Origin of the sequence: Paenibacillus sp. FSL L8-0708 (assembly GCF_038009325.1) — a bacterium.
Lineage (GTDB): Bacteria > Bacillota > Bacilli > Paenibacillales > Paenibacillaceae > Paenibacillus_AQ > Paenibacillus_AQ odorifer.
On record NZ_JBBPBC010000001.1, the window covers coordinates 4,219,866 to 4,240,942 of the forward strand.

Consider the following 21,077-nt stretch of genomic DNA (forward strand, 5'->3'; position numbering starts at 1 on the left):
GCGGGTTTTCTTTATCCGAATGCACGTCTACGTCTTGTTTTAAAATCTTCACCAGCATTCTGATCGATCCATTCGGTATGTTTATCGATCCACTGTAGTAACAATCCTGTTGGTATCCGAGGATTACCAAACTCACGGTTCACTGGGAAGTCTGGACGTCTCATTACCTCGGTAGCCGTAGGTCTACTAATGTCTAGAAGAGCCATGAATTGCTTAATACTAAGTACTGGCGGGAGTGAAGTCGGGACTTGCACGGCGTATGCTTCGATTGCCTTAGATACTACTTTTTCAAGTAGGCGTTCTAGGTCATCGCTATCCATCACGACTACGGACATTTAGATCACATCCAGTTCAGCGAAGAACCAATCGTCCGCATGAGATACAATAGGACTGATTCTTTCGATATTTGATTCCTGAAGAATTACTGAACCAGCGAAACCGCTGAGTTGCACTTTAACTCCAGTAAGCGAATATGCACCACCCATACAGGGAAAGATACCGACGTCTTCCGTGATTCCAGTCAAACCTGAGTGTTTTCCGGCAGTTACTTTAACTTCATCTCCAATGGTTAAAACTTTTGATTCCAATTAAATCACCTCTCTTTCCGTTGTTTGTTTTACATGTGTAACACTCTTGTTAAAAAAAATTTCTCTTGGATCCTTTTTGAGTGCCTCACTAATATTGATAAGTAGTAATCCGGACGGTTCTTGACCTTTTTGCTCGATGTTATATATTGTTTGCCGAGAGGTATTTGCTCTTCGGGCCAGCTCTGCCGCTGACATCCCTATTTCTTCTCGAACTTTCCGGAGTACGTTGTTCAACATGTGTAACACCTCCTTGAACATAATGTATCACATGTAAAACACTATAGTCAAGTATGTTTTACAAGCTATCCGTATATTTTTTACTTTCCATAATGTAAATTAAGTATTACAGGAAGGAGTGAATAATAAGATGTCCGAATTGGGCGATCTCCTTAGAGAATTAAGGGGAAAAGAGTCTTTACGAGCAGCTGGAGAGAGAGCAGGAGTAAGCCATACTTACTTAAGAATAATTGAAAAAGGCTTTGATCAGCGTTCTGGGAGTCCGTCTAAACCAACTCCTGAAACATTAATGAGATTGTCCAAAGCCTATAACTATTCTTACAGTAAATTAATGAAGCTTGCGGGTTATCTTGACGAGGAAATCAAAAAAATGACTGAAGATGAAACAATTGATTACATCAACAATGAAGCTTCAAAACTAGGTATGTCTATTGATGATCCTAGATTCAGAAAATCGCTCAGCAAGGCTTTCGAAATGATCAGGATTACAAGAGACGAGAATAATTAAAAGCTTATCTATCAGTTCTTCTTCATTAAAATTCCGGTCCTCTTGATCTTCCATTTGGATCACCTTCCGTTATTTAATGGATTATTTAATCATATTAACATAGGAACTCATGTTCGTAAATGTTCCAGAAAAATAGTATATTAATAAGGTGGCAGTGCGATGGAACTTGTTCCCGTGCGCTGTCGCATTCCCGAGTTACTGATCAGGATTAAAAGACACCAACCAGCGAACAATAATATCAAAATTAACCAGCAGTGGCTTGCAGACAAAGTCGGTATCAGTAAACAGCAACTGTCTGATTATATCCATTTGCGAGCTGATAACATGACTATGAAGCGCGCTGCGTTAATTGCCTATCATTTAGATTGTTTGGTTGATGACCTGTTTGAATGGGAATGGCGATAGCTGAGTGGCGAAGCCGCTCTTAAGGAACAAGTACCGATAAATCTGTACAATCTTACTTTTAAACACCTCCGTACTTGTGCAATCTCTTGCTTTAATACATAGTCTAGCAGATTATTCAGGATAACGGTGTCGTAAAATGGCGAAAAAAAGCTACCCCTAAACACCATTGAAGGGGTTGACTTCTATGATTATATTTGCTTTAAAACATACGTATGAGTTCCATCTTTGAATGTTATCAACGAACCGTTATTTTCAATCGACTCAATTCTATCAATTCTAGATTCCTGAACTAACGCCGTCCTCCCAATCAAAATAAATCCTTGATCTTTGTAAGCTTCTGCTGCTTCTGCAAGTAATTCGAGATCTTGATAAGAACCATCAGTTGTATGAAAAGCCAATGTAGAATTTGAATGTTTAGTTCGTTGCCATAAGTCTATGTAATTCACATCTTTTAGATCTACATCTATGCATTCAAGCTCATCTGTCTTTTTTATTTGTAATTTTTTTACTCTTCTCTTCATGATGTCTCCCCTGTCGATTCTAGGTGTTTTATAATTTATGATACGACAAAGGGATATCCGATATCATTACATAAAATATTACAGATGATAACAGAAAAAACACCCAACCGATGGGATCACAAAATGGTGAGTATGATGTCAAAGTTGCAAGCACTGCTATTTAAGAATGTGAATAAAAGAGAAGTATCTGATATCTGTGAGGGTGTAAACGGATTAGTTGCTGTAACTGAAAACATGGTTTATTTGTTGAGAGGTAGATTTTTGAAGAGAAAGGTTGTTAAAGCGTATACTATAAAATCCATCACCTCTGTTAGACTCCGTAAGCCTACTATGTTAACGAATGGATATTTTCAGATCATCACTAGCGGTAATGATGATCTGACTGAACGATTCAAAACTATTTTCCACTATGCTAAAGACGAGAACACCGTTATGTTCAAGGCAACCAGTTACGAACATTTTATAAGACTCGAACAACTGATATATAAGTTCAGAGACAACGCTAATGAACCAGCAGTAGTAGAAGCCGCACCTTCCTGTCCATCTGACGATGTTTTCGCAAAGATTGAAAAGTTGGCAAGTCTCAATGAGATGAATATTGTCACAGTGGTCGAATTTGAAAAGAAAATAGGATCTACTTTCTCAAATATGATAGATGATTCTTATCAACACGGGTACCCGTTCCGAGAAAAATACCTCATTGAAGAATCTAAAATGATCGCCCACGATCCGTGTAAACTACATTTCAAACTTGAAAGCTTAGCTCACTTTTATCTGCACCATATGTATACCCAGCCGGACGCAGCAAAAAAGTTCGTCATTATGTGCCATAAAGACATTGAACTTTACTTCCGGTTCTTGGACGCTTGGAGTGTCCAACGTCCTAATGAGAGTCCTCCAGCAGATCCTGTTGCATTCAAGGAACTTACCCTCTACTACGAGAATAAAGGAATGTTCTGGGAGGCTATGGACATTTGTCATGCTGCTCTCCATTATGGAGTAAAAGACTATACAATAGGCGGATATCCCGCTAGGATAGAACGAATTGAAAAGAAATTAGTAAATCAACTAAAAAATTCATAAGAGGTGTGATATGAAGAAATGTCCTTATTGTGCAGAAGAAATTCAAGATGAAGCAATTTTCTGCAAACATTGTAAAAACAGCTTGATTGATAAACCTTTATGGAATCAAACATTGAATACAGATCAGAATCAGAGTTTAACGAAGTCATCAAAGAAGAAAACTGTTTTATTTGCATTAAGTTTAATAATAGTTGGCTTCATAATTATCTTTTTTGTTCTTCGTGATAACTCAAGTCCATCCGCTGTGGTTGGAAACTTCATGATAGAAATCAAAAAAAACAACTATACAAAGGCTGAAAAGTTCTTATCTTCTGAAGGAAAGAAACTCTACAGTGATTACGAATTTAATAAGTTCAAAAACTATTTTGACCCGACTGTCGGCATAGCTATTGCTGACCCTGCATCTCTGACAATATCAGGGAAAGAGGCGAGAGAATACATTTATGTCATGGAGGGTGTTGAAAAATCCAGAACCCTACATGTTAATCTCAAGAAAACTATATTTGGTTGGAAGATAAATACGATTAATTAATCATTTCGATGAGGGGGATCTGCTCATGGCTAGCGTCTTCAAAATACCCGCAAAAAACAAACAAGGCTACAAGTGGAAGTGTGTTATGGAGGGTCCTCCTGATCCAGTGACAGGCAAACGCCAACAGGTACCGCGAGTGCGTGATACCCAGAAGGAAGCCATTGCGGCAGCTCAGGCTGTTGTGGATCGTATGAAGGGTGGAACGGATACTAAGCGAGCAAAGAAAATGAAATTCAATGAAGCTGCTGAAGAATGGCTACAAGATTATTTAGTGACCAGTGGAGTTAAGGGTAAAACTATCGAAGCTCATGTGTCCGACATTAATTTGTTGAATAAATATTATGGCAACGCACTAATCGATAAAATAACACATAGCCAACATCAAAAGATGCTTAACAACATGTTTACTGAAGGATACGAGATAAACTCCATCTATCGTTATCACTCAACTGCAAACTTAATTTTTAAATGGATCATAAAAGAAAACCTACGTGTCGATAACCCATGTCAAAACATTAAGATGCCTAAAAAACAACAGACAGTCTTAGAAGTGAAAAATAATGCCCTAGAAGAAAAGTACCTGGAGAGAAATGAAATCGAAGAGTTTTTAGAAGTATTACAAAATCACGGTCTAGGTGATGACTTGGAGACATTTTACTTTTTGCTGTTTAGTGGAGTGCGTCCAGGAGAGTTTTGTGCACTAGAGTGGCCAGATTTTAATTTCGAAACACATGATGTTCATATATATAAAACACTACACTTCCCTCAAGGTGGTAACGGTGCTTATGAATTAACACCTCCAAAGACCGCTGGATCCGTTCGTACCTTTGATGTGGATGAGTTCATCGTAGAGATGTTTAAGAAGTTAAAGGCGAAACAGTATGCTCGCCATAAAAGATACAAAGAGCTACATGATGATTTTGTAGAAACCCAATTTATATTGACCAATAACAACGGAACACCATTTTCAAATTGGAAGTTAGTTAACCGGATGGCACGTCTAATGAAATTAACAAATATCAAGAAGCATGCAACACCTCATATCTTCCGTCATACACACATCACGATGTTAATTGAGGCAAGCATAGCATCTGGATCTCAGATTGATCTCAAAACGATTATGAAGCGTGTCGGTCACGATGATGCAAAAACAACACTAAAGATTTATACTCACGTGACGGAACGAATGATGCAGAGCAGTAGTGACAAGCTTAAAATTCACTTCCAGAACATATTAAATCACAAGGATCAGCAGGAAATGTGATTTTTCCGTGATTTTAAGATAAAAAATAGACTCATTATCCCTTTATAACACTGGTATATCAAGGAATATTGAGTCTTATACAATTTATTATATTAATATATTGGGGCAAACCGCAAGCATGCGTGTCCTTTCGAAAAAAAATGGGCGATGATTATCAAGATTATTCCATAAATTCATCACAAATAAAAAGAACTCCTAACCTTTTGGCGTTGGAGTTCTTCTCATCGAAGATGGATTAAATTTAGCGACAATTTCTCATCGTTGGAGGATTGCCAATTACACCTGGGTATTGGTAAGTAAGGGGCTCATCGAAGGTAGCATAATCAAAATAAATCATAAGTAAGACGGTGCGTTGGCCGGTCGCAGGGTCACTGATAATAATGTGGTCACGGCCTGCCGCTTCCAGCACACCCTTGTAAACTTTGGCATTCCAGTCTTTGTTGTTCTCATAAGTAAAATAAAACGTACCTACTTTTCCTAAATTCAGGCGGAAAATATTCTCAATGTAGGATTGTTCGAACGTTTGTGGTGGGTTCTGAACTACTACTCCCCCTGGAGTCATTGGACTGCCACTGCTTACTTGGGGTGGCATGCTGCCCATGCCTTGCATTCCTGATGACATCGGCATTCCGGAAGACATTGGCATACCTGAAGAAGAGACACTACCGATGGTATAAGTTACGGGGCGGTAAGGTTGAACGATCATTTACTGAAACCTCCTAAATGTTTATCGGAGCATAGGCTCCCTTGGACACTAATGAAACTTACATTTGGGCACAATTGAAATCACACTAACTTTCTGTGAGAATTACTCATTTTATTGAGTAATTCTCTTTGCACAGTTACCATGCTAATTGCCGATAAATACAGTCGGGCAATCTTCTCCGGTCGGAGTAAAGAAGCAATGGGCTTTAAAGCGGCCTGTGTTTTGTTGGTTATACCAGGTTGCAGGACAATCACCTGCGGGTCTGAAGAACCACAAAGCATTGGTAGCTGGCCAGGTTCTTTCACCAGCAATTACACGTTTGGCTAGACGGATATCTGCTTCTCTGGCTCGCTGGTAGAAGTATCCCTTCTGCGGCGCTTCGAAACCTCCAGGACTTTGATAGACCATATCATTCACATTCCGAATGTTATTAAAGTCCAAGCAATTGCCAAGAATCCGGTTGACGCCAACATTGCCGACCATGAGCATGCCGAGATCTCCATCTTCCTCAGCTTCCGCTCTCATCAACCGCGCCAGCACCTTCACATCTTCCGAGTTCGTTTTGATGACGGCCACGCTGTCTCCTCCTTGGGGTCACTTCTTGTAGCAACCTCGTTCTTAACTGCATGCTGTATAGTATGTGCATTCGCCTAAGAGGTGACAGTTCCCGCCTATTTTTTAGAGTAGGGATCTTTCCTTTTAACTACTCAGCAAATCCCCATTATCTACACTCTAAGCTGCGTATGTCCATATGCTGCATATGTCCGCGCTAAAGCGTCAGAGTCGGGGTCGGGGTCGGTGGCAGCATCAGAGTCGACGTCGGGGTCAGCGTAAGTGCCAGCATCAGAGTCGACATCAGTGTTAGAGTCGAATCGGTGCTGGAATTGGTCTCGGTGTTAGCAACAATTATCAACCTCAGCTTCGATGTTCTTGTTAACGACAGCTTTAGCATCAGAGTCGACGTCGGTGGTAGCGTCGAACGGTGCTGGAATCGGGCTCGGTGTTAGCAACAATGTCCACGTTAGATCAATTTTCTTGTTAGCAACTGCGACAACGTCAGCACCCGCTCAGAAGGCGCTATCGGACACAGCTGACCTTATTCGCGATATTAAATCCACTTTTCGGATTCTAACGGACCCCAAAGCCCCTATTGGCCCGCAAAGCACCGATTATAAGCCTCTTTCTAATGAATAGCTGCATTGGAGTCCGAAACTAGGCTCAAAAGACTGTGAATTTGCAAATAACGTCATCTGGGTCCGCAAGGTGAGAGGGTAATGAAGATCTGACACTTAATAGATGATCGCACCTACAGTGAGCTTTGAGAACTACGAGGTCAGTGAGCTTTGAGAACTACGAGGTCAGTGAGTTTTGAGAACTACGAGGTCAGTGAGCTTTGAGAGCTACGGTATCAATGAGCTTGAATGGTACATAACCAAAACGCAAAACAGCGATCCACCATGAGCATGAGGATCGCTGTTTTGATTTAATACAAATGACTACTCCGCAGTTGAGTATTGTGGCTGTCGTTGGAATCCATGATATCTGGTTCCTTGATAAGTAAGCATTCCTCTATCGCCTTCAGCACTCAAGCCATATTCATGGCCATCTACTTTAAATTCCATGCGACTACCGCCCTCCAGCTCGTACGTTAAATAGTAAGTTGTACTTGTACGAGTTGAGCCATTCTCTTCCTGAAGCTGCTGCTGTCGTACTTCAGTCCGTTTGCTAACGATATGCGCAGGGATTGTTAGTATGGGGGAGCCATTGTTCCTGCCCCATTGAAGCAAGCCCCTGCCTGCTGATATAGCAAGAATACCAATCATAACAACGATAAAGATCGGCATCACCGTTCCGGCAAAATCAAACATCCATGAAAGATCCGGGCCCATTCCCATGACAGTTTCCCCCTTCTTCCTCTTGTTATTCAGCCTAATTGCTGCGTTCTGGGTACTTCTGTACATGTATATGCCTCATCTAGTCCAGAAAGCATTAAATAAGTGAGACTAGATGCAAAAAAGACCACTTCGTTTTCTTAGAAATCAAGAATTCGAGTGGTCTCTATACAGAGTTTTCAGTTATTAAATTAAGCATGAACTAGGTCTAGCAATTTCTTAGTTTCGTCCGTCTGATCGTCTAACATTCCATTCTCAGCCCAGCAAGCTCTGCATTGTTCTTCAGTTTCACAAAGATGAGCGTCATCACAGTTGTAGCAAAGTTGCAAAAGGTTTCTTGTCATATAATCTGTTTCGAATGTTTTCATTGTAATCTCTCCTATTCGATGTCTGAGTTTGTGAAAATTTGAACTTGTTTTCTATGTGTTAAATATATCACAGGTTTCTTTAAAAGTCATGTGATTTTTTTCACATTTATAAAGAAAATTTTAAATAAGTTTTTTCCTTATATTCAATCATTCACAAACAACAATAACCCCCCACTCTTCTAACAACAAAAGAACCTACCATCAGGCAGGTTCTTATTCCTTATTACATTACGCGCCAGCTGATACCACCATTCGTAGTCTGTAACAGTATCGAGCGCTTGTCCTCTTTTTTCTCAATCAAAAGCCACCCCACCTCAGTGGAAAAAAACTGCAGCTTTACAATCTCCGGATATTCCAGAAGCTTAGATCGCAGTACACTGCTCTCTTTAAGCGGTAACCAGGTCGCTCCTTGATCAATCGTATGGTAAAGGGTGTCGCCAAGTATGGTCCAACCGATCTGTGAATTCAAAAAAGTCGGAGCAATTAGACGATTAACACCAGCTTGTGCGTTCAATCCAAAGGAAGCGAATTTCCAATTAGCACCGCCGTTAGCTGTAAAATAGCCATGGTAAGTGATCGTTTTTTCTTTATCCTTTTGACAGCCAACAGACATCCAACCAGTAGACTTACTAGCATCGAAGAACTCCGGTTTGCCAGTAATTACTCGGTCACAATCTTCTAAACGTTCGTTAACTAGAAAAGCTGGCCCGAGGCTCCAGCTCTTACCGCCATCTTTTGTCATAAAGATTTTGGGAAGAGCACCTGTCTGTAGTGTCACAAATCCATGTGTACTATTGCGAAAAATCATTCCAGTGGTGACCCCGGCAAACGGTATCGAATCATTTGGGAAATTCGGATTGTATTGCTCATTCTGCATCACTTCTTCCCAAGTGGCCCCACCGTCTGTCGTTGAAAAAAGTGCCTTGTTCTCTTTATTGGAAGAAGCGTTCCATGAGGTCATCAGCCAACCCTTTCTGGGTGAGTTGAAATATACAGAGGATACTGTATTCACATCTCCTAAAGATGAGATTTTCCAGCTTTGGCCACCATCTGTGGTTCGCAGCACAATCGTTTCTGTCGAGCCAAAAGCACTTCTTATAATCCAACCATGAGATGGATCCGTGAAGAAAATCCCCTTCCCATACACAGGATTGGAGAGGAACTGCACATTTGGTGCTGGTGAAATATTAGCCCAAGTTGCTCCGTTATCCCGGGTCAAGTACAACCGGAGTTCGTTTTTGGTAACCCCCCAGGCCAGACCCTCACTTTCACTAAGCAGCTGAAAATCTGTAAGACGAGTCTGAATTTGATATTTCGGAGCGCTATCATTGTCAATATGATTGGCGTCTGGAGTAATCAGGGTTATCGTCTGTCCTTCTTCAGGTGCCTCTGTCGGCTGGGGCTGCTGAGTAGGTTCCGGGGGAGGAGATGAACAAGCCGTGACCACCCACGCTAACAAAATCAGCATCAATATTAATCTTATTCCCTTCAATCCAGCAATCTTAGATGCCAATAACCTCTCTCCTCTCGGATGGATTGAATCTTATTTATGATTCAAATTACTATTACGATAGCCATATAGTGCATAGATTAGAAGTCCAACAACTGTCCAAATTAGAAAACCAATCCAAGTCTCACTTCCTAGATTATACATCAAAATACCACAAGTTGCCGCACTTAACAGCGGAATGAAAGGTACCCAAGGAACTCTGAACCCTCTTTTTAAATCCGGATGAATATATCTAAGCGCGATTACCCCTAAAGACACTACAAAAAAGGCAAACAATGTTCCTATGCTTGTCAGATTTGCCAACCGGTCCAGTGGGATGAAACCCGTTAACACAGCTATTAAGATACCTACCATCCATGTGCTTCGTACAGGTACCTGTGTTTTAGCATTAATCTTAGATAAACTTATGGGCAGTAGGCCATCACGTGAGATGGCAAATAACAGCCGAGTTTGACCAAATAACATCACGAGCAGTACCGTAGTCATTCCCGCAATGGCTCCAACAGAGATCAGACCGGCAATCATATCCTGATTTACAAAGCGAAGCGCATAAGATACAGGATCACTAACATTGAGATCAGTATATGGAACAATACCCGTTAATACGAGTGAGACAAGAACGTACAAGACCGTACAGATAGCAAGGGATGAAATAATTCCAATCGGCAAATCGCGTTGGGGTCTTTTCACCTCTTCAGCAGCAGTTGCTAGCGCATCAAAACCTATGTAGGCAAAAAACACTGTGGCCGCGCCATTGATCACGCCATGGTACCCAAAAGGGAGAAACGGAGTCCAGTTCTCTGGCTTCACATAGAAAAATCCTGTTACGATAAATAGAAGCACCACTGCTATTTTGATAAAAACCATGATTGCGTTAAAGCGTGCCGTTTCTTTGGTTCCCCGAGTCAGTAAATAGGAAATTAACAAAATGATGATTACTGCAGGCAGATTTATTATTGTACCCGCTTCTGCATTATAAGCCCCCGATAGTGCGGTTGGAAGATGTATCCCAAAGCCCTCTAATAACCCCTGAAAATACCCTGACCAACCGCTGCTTACAGCCGCTGCGGCAACTCCGTATTCCAAGACAAGATCCCAGCCTAAGATCCAAGCTAATAGTTCTCCAAAGGCTACATAACTATAAGCATAAGCACTCCCGGAAACAGGAATGGTCGAAGCAAATTCCGAATAACATAATGCCGAGAGCACACAGGCAAACGCCGCTAGTAAAAAAGAAATTATAAGACCAGGACCTGCATGTTCTGCTGCGGCAACTCCTGTCATTACAAAAATACCTGTGCCGATAATGGCTCCTACCCCAAGCATTGTTAGATCCAGGGCACCCAACGTCTTGTTTAACTGCGTCCCCTCAGAACTTGTGGGTATGTTTAGAGCCTTTTTACGAAATAAATCCATCCTTACATTCTCTCCTGTCTAGTCTTGCTAAGATAATGAAATAAAAATCACATTTTAGTATGGCCTTAATTAGGGTAATGCATTAAATAAGATCAGCTTGAAAACACTACCGTTAACGATTATGATGGACAAGATTGAAACCAAAAATTTGAAATATTAAGGAGATGGAGACATGGCCCCCCCAAAACCCAATCGGGTCGTAGTTATCGGTACTGGAGCAGTTGGTACAACTACAGCCTATACATTATTGTTACGTAGACGTATGCCCGAACTCGTACTTATTGACGTTAATCATCAGAAAGCACTTGGCGAAGCACTGGATATGAATCACGGCATGCCTTTTGTCGGTGGTGTGAAGTTATGGGCTGGTACTTATGAAGACTGCCGTGAAGCAGATATCATTATAGTCACTGCCGGTGCATCACAAAAACCGGGAGAAACCCGGATAGATCTGCTTCGTAAAAATATTTCGATTTTTAAAGATATCATTGAAAAAATTACAAAGTATAACCAACATGCCATTCTACTTATTGCAACTAACCCTGTAGATATTCTGTCTTACGCGACTTTGAAAATAAGTGGGTTTGACCGCAGACGTGTAATTGGTTCTGGTACGGTACTTGATAGTGCTCGTTTTCGTTATTTGATCGGTCTTCACAAAGAAATCGATCCTCGCAGTATTCACGGACAGATCATCGGTGAACATGGAGATTCAGAGCTTCCGGTTTGGAGTCTTGCGAATGTAGCTGGGATTGATCTTGGTTTTGACGAAGCAGAACGCGAAGAAATCTTCCAAGATACCAAGAATGCAGCCTATGAAATTATTGATGCCAAAGGCTCAACCTCTTATGCAATAGCTCTTGCACTGGACCGAATTGTAGTCTCCATTCTTCATAATGAAGGCGCCGTGTTGAATGTTTCTACTTTATTAAATAACTATAACGGGGTTTCGGATGTCTATCTCGGTGCACCTTGCGTAGTAGACCGCTCGGGTGTTCGACAGGTACTGGACCTCCCACTCAATGAAACCGAACAGGCTTTATTCCAGAAATCCGCTGAGAAGCTAAAAGCAGAAATAGCTAAGCTAGAATTGTAAGCGAATATGGCTGGAAACAGCCTTTTTTGACTACAAAAGACACAAGAAACCGTCCTTTTTATATGTGGAGCGTTGCCTCCACTATGAAAAGGACGGTTTTTAATATAACACGAATTAACTTAGCCTGCCAATGACAAAAAGATCCTTTAGCAGGCCAGGCTCACCTGAAATTCCGGATCTTTTTTATCAATTTATTTAGTGATAGGTTGCTTGTAATATTCTTTGAGAACTTGTTCGGCTTTTTTGCCATAAATATCAAAACCACGGTCAATGGAAGCCTCTTCCAAGGCATATAATTTCGTGCTCCAGTCCCACCAGAAGTAACCGGCAAACCAAGGTTCATTCCAGAATGCTTCCAGCGCTGACCGATAGAAGTTGGCTTGTTCATCTTCTGAATACGGTAAGTCTGTGTATGTAAAGTCCCATGGCATGGTGGCACATCCATGAGCACTTCGGCATCCAATCTCGATGAATACGAGAGGCTTGCCAAATTGCTCAGACAGTGACTTAAGCCGCGGTTTCTGCCGCTCCCAACCAGCCAGCATATTCTCATAAGAATCTCCCGGCATGGAGGCTACCGGATAATAAGCGCTGGTTCCGATAAAATCCACCTCATCCAGCCATTCGATTCCTTCTTCTTTGCCATGATTAGCATTATAAATGATCGGCCCTGTATAAAGATTAGTGACCTCTTGAATTAATTGTCTCCATTCCGTAGTTCTAGACTCTGTGCCTACCATTTCGCAGCCGATACAGAACATCTCACATTCAAGCTCTTCCGCCAACTCTGCATAGTGTTTAATGAAATTTGTATAAGAACGGAACCATGCTGCCCAATAAACCTCTCCCTCTTCCGGAAATCCAATCCTAGCTCTCCAAATGCCATCCCTCGAATTCACAACAGGTTTAAGACAAACTTTAAGACCAAGCTGTTTTGCCTGTTGTACCGCATGTGCGAGATCACGATCTGTCACCGTGTAACCGTAATCATAATGAATTTCTGTTGAATGCACTGTGTCTTGCCATGTCCAAAAAGATAAGGCGATCCATTCGCTTCCTGTCTCCGCCAGCTTTCTCATCGAATCTTCTGCATATTCTGTGCGGTATTCGCCTCGTTTTGATCCCCAGCCATAAGTCATCCCTTTTAGAAATACATCCTTCACGATTAGGACCTCCTATAAAAAACTCTTAATAACTGTTAGAATAAATCAATACCGTTATAATAACAAGTTATTTTTTGTTATCAATTTTCTAAGGAGGTTTCTTTCTTTTCTATCACAGCTGGATTTGCAATTTAGACATAGCCTCTTCCTTCTCACGACTGGTAATATGTGTGTATACGGTTGTAGTCTGGATCGAGGAGTGACCAAGCAGTTCCTGTACAGTACGCAGATCTGCCCCTTTTCTCAGCAGCATGGTTGCAAAGGAATGTCGGAGCTTATGGCTTGAATACGGACGTCGCTGTGCTGCTGGCACATCCCTTTGGAAACGATCAAAGGTATCTGCTGCAATTTGCTGAATGCCGCGGATCGACAACCTGCGTCCTTTTTGTGAAATGAACATCGCTTCCTCTTTACTGCGCCAAGGATCTAACCTTTCTGCTAACGCAGAGTCGAGAAAAGGCACTACATCCTCGGGAACCGGCACATTACGCCATTTACGCCCCTTCCCAAACACACGGAGGGAATGTCTTTCTACATTATAATCACTCAAATTCAGCGTGTGGACTTCCCCCACCCGAAGCCCCATATAGGACATCAACAAAAAAACTGCTAAATTGCGCTTTTTGTATTTACCATCTATAGAAGATAAAAACCGACCCAGATCACTTTCATCTAAGTAGACCGGCTCACGATTGATCTCCGTTTTGGATTTCTTAATCCCGGCTGCCGGGTTGTTCTGAAGTAATTCCAGCTCGATCAATGCCTTGAAAAAACAGTTAATCGCAGCATGCTTCCGGTTACGGGTCGCATCACTCACTCCACGTTCGCGGACAGAGGTCAAAAAAGAAATGACATGCAGCTTCTTCACCGTCTCAAGCTTTTTACCATTCAGGCTGTCTAAAAATTGTTTCACATCTACTAAATAGGATTTTTGCGTATAGGGAGTGTACCCGGCATCCTTCATCCAGATGAGAAAGGCCTCCAGCCCTTCTTCGTAGTCTTCACACCACTCATTCATGCCTTAGAGCCTCCTTGTTAACGTTGATCTATATTAGACTTCTCCATTGCTCAGCATGTTTTTGTATCGCAAGTAAGAACTCCGTCAGTACGGGCGATTTCCATTTCTTATGATGATAGGCGATCTGCGTCGTCACACGCTGTGATTCATCATTCCAATTCAACCTGGCAAGTTTGCCTTCGGAGAGTTCATTTTTTACAGTAATTAATGGAAGAAAGGCAATGCCAAGATCAGCCATCACACATTGCTTTATCGCCTCGATGCTCCAAAACTCTAACGTGGGGTCAGGAAAAACACCGTAACTGTTCAAATGCCGTTCAAATAAAGTCCGGTAGGAACAGCCCGTTTCGGTATGAAGTATGGTCACTCCTTTTAAATGAAGGGGTTCTACCTCAGCAAGGTTTAATAAGGGATGATCTGGCGCTGCGATCAGCGTCATCGGCTCATGTACTAATGTTTCTATATTTAAATCTTTATCTTCCGTCTCAGGTTGCAACAAGAACGCTAAATCCAGTTCACCCGAACGGACAAAATCTGATAGTTCCCAGCAAGCTCCAGGCTTCAGAAGAATTTGCACCTTCGGATATTTAGCGCGAAACTCCTTAATAATACCTGGTAAGCGAAAAGCAGCTAGAGATTCAGGAGCCCCAATCCGTAAAGAACCCGTAAGCTCACTATCCGAGCGTAACGCGTCCTCTGCTAAAGTGTGCATTCTGGATATTTCTTGAGCGAACGGGAGCAACCGACGCCCTGCGTCGGTTAGGATAATCTTTTTACTGATCCGATCAAATAATGGCTGGCCAATTTCAGACTCTAGTGCTTGGATTTGTGCAGTAATACTGGACTGTGCATAATCAAGCTTCTGTGCTGCTCTAGTAAAACTGCCCGTCTCCACTACCACTAAAAAGGTAAAAAGATGACGTGACTCCATGAATTTCCCCCTAAATGAAAATGAACCATCGGAATATCGAATGGATACTATTCAAAAATTCTGTTTTTCCAATGGATCTATTATCTGCTACTCTAGAACAAAAGACAAGGAAAGCAGGATAAAAAAACATGAAGGAATCCGGTTCAAACACTTTACAAAAAAACATTGGCATGCCTCAGGCTATTGCCCTTTACATCGGGGCTGTGTTGGGTTCTGGGGTCTTAATTGTTCCTGGTTTAGCTGCAGAAATGGCGGGTCCCGCTTCATTACTGGCGTGGGGATTTATGTCGTTGCTGATTTTGCCGATGGCCTTATCAATGGGTCTGCTCTCTGCTAAATTCCCTAACGCTGGAGGCGTGTCCCATTTTGTAACGCTTGCTTTTGGTCCAAAAGCTGGCTCACTGGTAGGATGGTTCTTTCTGATGTCCGTTCCGATTGGCGCACCTGTTGCTGCACTGACTGGAGCTGGTTATATGACCGCCGCTATGGGCTGGGACGAATCTGCAAGAATTACTATTGCCGCTATTATGTTGGTCATTGGCCTGATTACGAACTGGATTGGTATGCAGGTAGCTGGAAAGGTACAAATAGCGGTAGTTATAGCGATTGTTGCTGTGCTGGTCTTCTCCTTTGCTACTGCACTGCCCCGTATGGAAGTCGAACACTTCACTCCCTTTATCCCACATGGATGGATGAGCATTGGCCAGGCTGCTGCAATCTTATTCTGGTGTTTTATTGGCTGGGAGGCTGTCTCACACCTATCTGAGGAGTTCAAGGACCCACAGCGTGCCGCCGTTAAAGGAGTAACTATCGCCGCTATTATAGTAGGGATTCTATATTTTCTCTCCGCACTAGCAACTGTTGGTACACAAAGCTACCTCAAAGGTGGATCAAGCACTTCACTCGTCTGGATTATTAGTCAGCCTCTTGGGCGCTGGGGAGGATTTATTGCCGGACTTACCGGTCTGTTCATCTGTACAGCCACAATTATTGCCTATGCAGGAGCTGCCTCACGTGTGGCTTATGCTTTATCCCGCCAAGGCTCTGCACCGAAATGGATGGGTAAAATATCCAAACAGTATCATACCCCTATCGGCGGCATAGCTTTTCTTCTGCTTTGTTTTGTATCGGTGATGACGCTATATGGCAGCGGGTCCCTCTCCATCACCACTCTGATCCAGTTTCCGAATGCTACTTTTATCCTGACTTATATCGGAGGTTGTGCTGCAGGAATACGTCTGCTCAAAGGAAGTCGCTTAGGTGTGACGATAAGTTGGATTTCCTTTTTAGCAACAGCTGCTGTGTTTCCTTTTACGGGCTGGGCAATAGGCTATCCGCTACTCATTACTTTGGTATTCGTTTGGATTATCCGTAATAAGCGTAAACAGAGGATGCGTGTCACTGAAGAGATTGGTCCTAAAATGCATGAGGAACAACAAAAGGTGTTGTAAGGCTCTAACTGCGTTTGAACCTCTCCCTAAGGAATAGTTGTGTTGGTGTCCGAAACCGTGCTCAATAGGCGATAAATGCGCAAATAGCGTCAAATCTCTAACTACTCCTAAACTGGCATTCGTTTCAGCCGCTGCTTAGATGGTTATGGAATGAAGAGGGTATACTAGACTATGACCAGTCAAAGGAGACGATAAATCATGCCAAACAAAACTAAGATCATTCTTGAGCCAGCTGCTCAAAAATTTGCCGATGATAATGCGAAACCTCCCTTTCTACCTGACCTTGGGCCAGAAAAAGGCCGTGAAACGGTAGATAGCGTACAATCCAGTGATATATATAAACCTGAAGTTGATATTGAAGATCTAATGGTGCCAGGTGGACCTAATGGTGATGTTTCCATAAGAATCGTTCGTCCCCCAAGCTCTTCATCAGCGTCGCTGCCTGTTATCCTGTACATTCATGGCGCAGGCTGGGTGTTTGGGAATGCTCATACCCATGATCGCCTGATCCGCGAACTAGCTGTCGGAGCGGAGGCCGCAATTGTTTTCCCAAATTACAGCCTCTCTCCAGAAGCTAAATATCCTACAGCTATTGAAGAAATCTATGCAGTACTCCAGTGGACAGCTGAAAAAGGAAGCGAGCACGGATTAGATACTAGCAAGCTTTCTATAGCCGGAGACAGTGTTGGTGGGAATATGGCCGCTGCTATTACTCTAATGGCTAAAGAACGGAGTGGGCCGAAGATAGCGAAACAACTATTATTCTATCCGGTAACGGATGCCTCGTTTGATACTGAATCCTATCATGAGTTCGCCAAAGGCTATTTCTTGCAGCGGGACGGCATGAAATGGTTCTGGGATCAATATACTACTGACCCTGAGGAACGTAATCAAATCACTGCCTCCCCTCTTCGGGCTAGCCTAGAACAACTACGGGATTTACCAGATGCACTGGTCATTACTGGTGAAGCAGATGTGCTACGGGATGAGGGTGAAGCTTATGCCGCCAAATTGCGGGAAGCTGGCGTGAATGTTACGGCTGTCCGCTTTCAAGGCATCATTCATGATTTTGTCATGCTGAATCCTTTAGCCGAGACTCATGCTAAAAAAGGAGCTATCAAGTTAGCGACAACATGGCTTCGTGGAGGTTTCTAAACAAATCAACTATTGACATATTCCTTTACTAGGCGAATTGGTTCCCACAAGAATTCTTGTGCGAAACTGATTCGCCTTTTATTGTTAACATAATATTTATTATGTTAACAAGTGTATTTTTACAATTGAGAAACAAATATCCATTCTCTGCGTCAATATATCATAAATGATGTATAAGGAGCTAAAATCGTGAAATATGTACCGTTTATCCTAAAGACCGTTATATCTTCCTCCTTGCTCGTATCTGGAGCTGGTATATATTTGTCTAGTGCTCAAGCAGCAGTAACAACTCCTGCCTCCTCTTCAACAACCGTCGACTCTATCACCACAATTAAACCCTTATGGCACGACAAGGCAGATGGTCAAGGAATTTATAGCCAACTGGCTCCTATTGCAAATGGATTATTCTATTATTCATCAGGCGGGACACTAAAGGCCGCCGATCTCACTACAGGCAAAGTTAAATGGTCCTACAAAAACGGAACAAATCCTGAGATTATAACGAATAACTCGGTTTTCTTTATCACTTATGAGGGTTATCTTGTAAAAGTTAATGCTCAAACGGGGAAATTGCTTTGGAAGGTTAAGGCTACCAAAGATCCGATCGAGATCGGTGCTTTCGCGGAGTTAGTTAACGGAGTGATATACTTCCGGAACGAGCATGGTGGAATTGCAGCTTATCATCCGGTCACTGGTAAAAAGATCTGGGAGAATAAAGAAATCCCTATGTATGTAGGAAGTATCGACGGCCTTTATAACGGGGTATTGGTCGTATCCAGTACCGTTGATAATAGACGCACACAGTTTTTCGGTCTCGATCCGGCTACAGGCAAGAAGTTATGGAGAATTCAGGGATTTTATAGCTTTGTTGCTTACCGGGATGGTGAATTATTACTCCGCGAACAAGCCAATGCTGCAAATGATGCCTCTAACGTGCCTCTTAAAGGCTATCAGTTGACCTTGGTACATGTTGATGTTAAAACTGGAAAAGCGAAGACCAAAAAGAACTATAAACCGCTCGAAGATGTCAGTAGACTCGGTAATTATTTTACATCACTTCAAGGCTCGTATCTATATACAGCCGATGGAGGTTTAGACCAATGGGGTGGTCATCCACTATACCGCTTTACCTTAGGTCAAGAAACAGCGAGTGAACCCAAAAGTTATGAGGAGTACGGAAATTGGGTGGCTGGTCCAGTGAATAACATGGCTTTTTTCCAAAAGGATGCACAGATTACTGGCGTTCAAATGAACGATAATCGCATTATAAGCTTCAACGGTCCGGACAGTCCCGCGCTTAGCGTTCAATTTCTGGGTAAGGGGATTTACGCTGGCTATGAGAATGGCTACTTCTATATCATAAATGCAGAAACAGGCAAAGCGCTTGGCAAAGTAAAGACCGGAGCACAACAATACGGCACACTATTTAGTGCGAATGGTATTCTCTACATCCAGACGGAGCACGATATATTCGCGATTTCCCTGCCAAAAGAATTAAATTAGTTGTTGTTACTCCTTATCTTTTGCAGCCACTTCTCGTTTAAACTCACTGGTTCGACTCTCCAGATGAACTGACCCGCTGTTTCCAATCTGGAAGGTCGTGCCAGACCCAATCGATAGAATTTTAATATATTGTATATTAATCGTTGTTTCCACGGAATCCTTTAATATCACAAATTCATCCGCTTCATTCCCTTGGTTTGTCCATACAGGGATAGGGATGTCTATGAGTGTAGTATCTTTCGGGTGATTATTAATCTCCCTTATGTTAAAAAGATAATTCTCCTTGCTTCCCAGGAATTTAGATTGAACCCGGTCTACAGATCCACAAATAAAAATAGAACTGTCGGACAGATTGTTGATATAAACATCTTGTATGCGTGAGGTGTGCATAGGTTAACTGCCTTTTTTGACTTGATCTGGAGCGCTCTGAGTATATTCTATTACGCTGTCAAACGCCGAGGAGCAATGAATGGATTGAGTATCCCCTACTAAAAATACTGATGAACCTGAGATCGAAACGACTTTCACTGCATTGACACTAATATCTCTATTGATCACCGTTATCTTCATTCGTCTCCCGCCTTCCGGTTATATTTATTTCCAAATGCCGCTCTACTGCCATAACGATATCTCGTTTGATTTGCTCTACAATAGAAGCGCATTCCTCATCAGTGTATCCACGCCCTTCTTCTGTGGCAGGGAGTTGGTTTACATACTCGTTAATCCGTCCATCCATTTGATTCAGCAGATCCTGAGTCACCATTTGGATATATTGCTCATCAATGCTTAAATCCTTCTCTTTTTCTAAACGTGAAAATTGCGAGGGGACCTCTTCTTGCACATACTTCAAAATCTGTGGGCGAATCTGATCCGATAAGGCAGTTGTACCATCCTCCCGCTCCCCAATAGGTTTACCGTTGATCATCGCTTCATCCAGATTGTTTCCCTCATTCGGTGTAATGCCTATATTTAAAGTGCCTTCCAGCTTTTCGATTTTTAATTGTTCAAAATGATAATTGATAGGTCCTATACTTGCAGATTTATTGTTCTTTATGCTGTCTACATCGCCTTGCAAATCGCGAAGCTGCTTCTCTAACTGTTGAATCTTCTCCGCTTGTAATCTGAGTGTATTAAAAACCTGCTGAGCGTAATACGGATGCATACAACCCCCTCCTATGGTTTATTGTATGCGGGGACAAAGAGCCTAATTCAGATGTGCATATAGTTCCGCCGCTGGCGGTAAGGATACAAGGGGTGAAGCCATTTTTTCCGCTGGAGTCGTTGGAGCCGATGATGGAGCTCCAGAGGTCTCATAATTATGAGACAAAGTATTAATTCGTCCCGATGTCCCTACCTGAAGAACTGAGGAATTAGAGATAGTGCCGATTTTTAGATTATAGATCGATATGCATTGATATACCGTAATGTTCATTTAAACCCCACCCTTAAGGAGGTGATACTTGATCCACCACATCTGAATCCATCGTATTTGTACTGCTGGCCGCATTATTCGTTATATTCGTACCTATAGAGTCACCTATGGAGAAGGAGTTGGCACCGGCATAAATTTTAGAGTTGCTGCTCAGGATAACGGATGCCGTATTTCCTACTAAGACTGTGGAGCTGGGGCCTACGCTATTGATTTTAATATTGCCGATGATTGAAACCACCAAACCACTCCTCCTTTCGGAATGATAAGCTATTCTATGTAGATATTCGCCCAGATGTCAC

Annotated in this window: 27 protein-coding genes; 9 read left to right on the plus strand and 18 right to left on the minus strand. The window is 42.3% G+C overall.

Annotated features, from left to right (window positions below):
• Window positions 1-11 precede the first annotated feature (11 nt).
• Genes NYE58_RS20045 through NYE58_RS20055 form a run of 3 tightly spaced genes read right to left on the minus strand, consistent with a single transcriptional unit; the run spans window position 12 to window position 824 of the window.
• Window positions 12-335, minus strand: a complete 324-nt coding sequence (locus NYE58_RS20045; protein ID WP_341002909.1) for a DNA-binding protein — start codon at window positions 333-335, stop codon at window positions 12-14.
• Window positions 336-587 carry a hypothetical protein gene (locus tag NYE58_RS20050; RefSeq protein ID WP_341002910.1) on the minus strand — a complete coding sequence of 84 codons (252 nt, stop codon included), beginning with the start codon at window positions 585-587 and terminating at the stop codon, window positions 336-338.
• Window positions 588-824 (minus strand): helix-turn-helix transcriptional regulator, encoded by a 237-nt coding sequence (locus NYE58_RS20055; protein ID WP_341002911.1) that lies wholly within the window; start codon window positions 822-824, stop codon window positions 588-590.
• A gap of 130 nt (window positions 825-954) precedes the next feature.
• Here NYE58_RS20055 and NYE58_RS20060 point away from each other — a divergent pair, with 130 nt between their 5' ends.
• Both NYE58_RS20060 and NYE58_RS20065 read left to right on the plus strand, forming a co-directional pair.
• Window positions 955-1,332, plus strand: a complete 378-nt coding sequence (locus tag NYE58_RS20060) for a helix-turn-helix domain-containing protein (protein ID WP_341002912.1) — start codon at window positions 955-957, stop codon at window positions 1,330-1,332.
• A 159-nt stretch (window positions 1,333-1,491) separates the two neighbouring features.
• Window positions 1,492-1,737: a helix-turn-helix domain-containing protein gene (locus NYE58_RS20065; RefSeq protein WP_341002913.1), complete on the plus strand. Its 246-nt coding sequence runs from the start codon at window positions 1,492-1,494 to the stop codon at window positions 1,735-1,737.
• 188 nt (window positions 1,738-1,925) lie between these two features.
• On the opposite strand, the gene NYE58_RS20070 is transcribed toward NYE58_RS20065, so the two are convergent.
• Complete coding sequence (locus NYE58_RS20070; RefSeq protein ID WP_341002914.1) at window positions 1,926-2,258, minus strand: LytTR family transcriptional regulator DNA-binding domain-containing protein; 333 nt, start codon at window positions 2,256-2,258, stop codon at window positions 1,926-1,928.
• Between the two features lie 132 nt (window positions 2,259-2,390).
• Between NYE58_RS20070 and NYE58_RS20075 the strand changes: the two genes are divergently transcribed.
• From NYE58_RS20075 to NYE58_RS20085, 3 genes are read left to right on the plus strand one after another with little or no spacing between them, the layout of a single operon-like run.
• Entirely contained in the window at window positions 2,391-3,341 is a 951-nt protein-coding gene (locus NYE58_RS20075) for a hypothetical protein (protein ID WP_341002915.1), read from the plus strand.
• A gap of 10 nt (window positions 3,342-3,351) precedes the next feature.
• Window positions 3,352-3,873, plus strand: a complete 522-nt coding sequence (locus NYE58_RS20080; RefSeq protein ID WP_341002916.1) for a hypothetical protein — start codon at window positions 3,352-3,354, stop codon at window positions 3,871-3,873.
• Between the two features lie 25 nt (window positions 3,874-3,898).
• Window positions 3,899-5,137, plus strand: coding sequence for a tyrosine-type recombinase/integrase (locus NYE58_RS20085; RefSeq protein WP_341002917.1), 1,239 nt, complete (start codon window positions 3,899-3,901; stop codon window positions 5,135-5,137).
• Between the two features lie 241 nt (window positions 5,138-5,378).
• On the opposite strand, the gene gerQ is transcribed toward NYE58_RS20085, so the two are convergent.
• The 6 genes from gerQ to NYE58_RS20115 all read right to left on the minus strand — a co-directional run bounded on the left by gerQ (window position 5,379) and on the right by NYE58_RS20115 (window position 11,029).
• Window positions 5,379-5,843 (minus strand): spore coat protein GerQ, encoded by a 465-nt coding sequence (gerQ, locus tag NYE58_RS20090; RefSeq protein ID WP_036687556.1) that lies wholly within the window; start codon window positions 5,841-5,843, stop codon window positions 5,379-5,381.
• Window positions 5,844-5,987: 144 nt separating this feature from the next.
• On the minus strand, window positions 5,988-6,419 hold the full coding sequence (locus tag NYE58_RS20095; protein WP_076126705.1) for a cell wall hydrolase: 432 nt from the start codon (window positions 6,417-6,419) through the stop codon (window positions 5,988-5,990).
• A gap of 920 nt (window positions 6,420-7,339) precedes the next feature.
• Window positions 7,340-7,732 carry a DUF2500 domain-containing protein gene (locus NYE58_RS20100; protein ID WP_036687780.1) on the minus strand — a complete coding sequence of 131 codons (393 nt, stop codon included), beginning with the start codon at window positions 7,730-7,732 and terminating at the stop codon, window positions 7,340-7,342.
• Between the two features lie 194 nt (window positions 7,733-7,926).
• Window positions 7,927-8,103, minus strand: a complete 177-nt coding sequence (locus NYE58_RS20105) for a hypothetical protein (protein ID WP_169744776.1) — start codon at window positions 8,101-8,103, stop codon at window positions 7,927-7,929.
• Between the two features lie 223 nt (window positions 8,104-8,326).
• Complete coding sequence (locus NYE58_RS20110) at window positions 8,327-9,616, minus strand: VPS10 domain-containing protein (RefSeq protein ID WP_081387523.1); 1,290 nt, start codon at window positions 9,614-9,616, stop codon at window positions 8,327-8,329.
• 30 nt (window positions 9,617-9,646) lie between these two features.
• Window positions 9,647-11,029, minus strand: a complete 1,383-nt coding sequence (locus NYE58_RS20115) for an amino acid permease (protein ID WP_076277012.1) — start codon at window positions 11,027-11,029, stop codon at window positions 9,647-9,649.
• A gap of 172 nt (window positions 11,030-11,201) precedes the next feature.
• Here NYE58_RS20115 and NYE58_RS20120 point away from each other — a divergent pair, with 172 nt between their 5' ends.
• Window positions 11,202-12,125 (plus strand): L-lactate dehydrogenase, encoded by a 924-nt coding sequence (locus NYE58_RS20120; protein ID WP_036687562.1) that lies wholly within the window; start codon window positions 11,202-11,204, stop codon window positions 12,123-12,125.
• A 191-nt stretch (window positions 12,126-12,316) separates the two neighbouring features.
• Here NYE58_RS20120 and NYE58_RS20125 read toward each other — a convergent pair whose 3' ends face one another.
• The 3 genes from NYE58_RS20125 to NYE58_RS20135 all read right to left on the minus strand — a co-directional run bounded on the left by NYE58_RS20125 (window position 12,317) and on the right by NYE58_RS20135 (window position 15,237).
• Complete coding sequence (locus NYE58_RS20125; protein ID WP_256719013.1) at window positions 12,317-13,288, minus strand: glycoside hydrolase family 113; 972 nt, start codon at window positions 13,286-13,288, stop codon at window positions 12,317-12,319.
• A gap of 112 nt (window positions 13,289-13,400) precedes the next feature.
• Complete coding sequence (locus tag NYE58_RS20130) at window positions 13,401-14,306, minus strand: tyrosine-type recombinase/integrase (RefSeq protein ID WP_076106781.1); 906 nt, start codon at window positions 14,304-14,306, stop codon at window positions 13,401-13,403.
• Window positions 14,307-14,334: 28 nt separating this feature from the next.
• Window positions 14,335-15,237, minus strand: coding sequence for a LysR family transcriptional regulator (locus NYE58_RS20135; protein ID WP_341002918.1), 903 nt, complete (start codon window positions 15,235-15,237; stop codon window positions 14,335-14,337).
• A 128-nt stretch (window positions 15,238-15,365) separates the two neighbouring features.
• Between NYE58_RS20135 and NYE58_RS20140 the strand changes: the two genes are divergently transcribed.
• The 3 genes from NYE58_RS20140 to NYE58_RS20150 all read left to right on the plus strand — a co-directional run bounded on the left by NYE58_RS20140 (window position 15,366) and on the right by NYE58_RS20150 (window position 19,346).
• Window positions 15,366-16,688, plus strand: coding sequence for an APC family permease (locus NYE58_RS20140; RefSeq protein ID WP_076217746.1), 1,323 nt, complete (start codon window positions 15,366-15,368; stop codon window positions 16,686-16,688).
• 198 nt (window positions 16,689-16,886) lie between these two features.
• Window positions 16,887-17,843 (plus strand): alpha/beta hydrolase, encoded by a 957-nt coding sequence (locus NYE58_RS20145; RefSeq protein WP_341002919.1) that lies wholly within the window; start codon window positions 16,887-16,889, stop codon window positions 17,841-17,843.
• Between the two features lie 189 nt (window positions 17,844-18,032).
• The gene (locus NYE58_RS20150; RefSeq protein ID WP_341002920.1) at window positions 18,033-19,346 is read left to right on the plus strand and encodes an outer membrane protein assembly factor BamB family protein; all 1,314 of its coding nucleotides are present in this window, start codon (window positions 18,033-18,035) and stop codon (window positions 19,344-19,346) included.
• A 6-nt stretch (window positions 19,347-19,352) separates the two neighbouring features.
• On the opposite strand, the gene NYE58_RS20155 is transcribed toward NYE58_RS20150, so the two are convergent.
• Genes NYE58_RS20155 through NYE58_RS20175 form a run of 5 tightly spaced genes read right to left on the minus strand, consistent with a single transcriptional unit; the run spans window position 19,353 to window position 21,016 of the window.
• Entirely contained in the window at window positions 19,353-19,736 is a 384-nt protein-coding gene (locus NYE58_RS20155; RefSeq protein WP_076217743.1) for a hypothetical protein, read from the minus strand.
• Window positions 19,737-19,739: 3 nt separating this feature from the next.
• A complete protein-coding gene (locus NYE58_RS20160) occupies window positions 19,740-19,916 on the minus strand; it encodes a spore gernimation protein GerPD (RefSeq protein ID WP_111504304.1) in 177 nt (58 codons plus the stop codon).
• A complete protein-coding gene (gene gerPC / locus NYE58_RS20165; RefSeq protein ID WP_341002921.1) occupies window positions 19,894-20,508 on the minus strand; it encodes a spore germination protein GerPC in 615 nt (204 codons plus the stop codon). The genes NYE58_RS20160 and gerPC overlap by 23 nt, the downstream gene beginning before the upstream one ends.
• A 42-nt stretch (window positions 20,509-20,550) precedes the next feature.
• Window positions 20,551-20,778 (minus strand): spore germination protein GerPB, encoded by a 228-nt coding sequence (locus NYE58_RS20170; RefSeq protein ID WP_076184389.1) that lies wholly within the window; start codon window positions 20,776-20,778, stop codon window positions 20,551-20,553.
• Window positions 20,779-20,791: 13 nt separating this feature from the next.
• The gene (locus NYE58_RS20175; RefSeq protein ID WP_036687577.1) at window positions 20,792-21,016 is read right to left on the minus strand and encodes a spore germination protein; all 225 of its coding nucleotides are present in this window, start codon (window positions 21,014-21,016) and stop codon (window positions 20,792-20,794) included.
• Window positions 21,017-21,077: the final 61 nt, after the last annotated feature.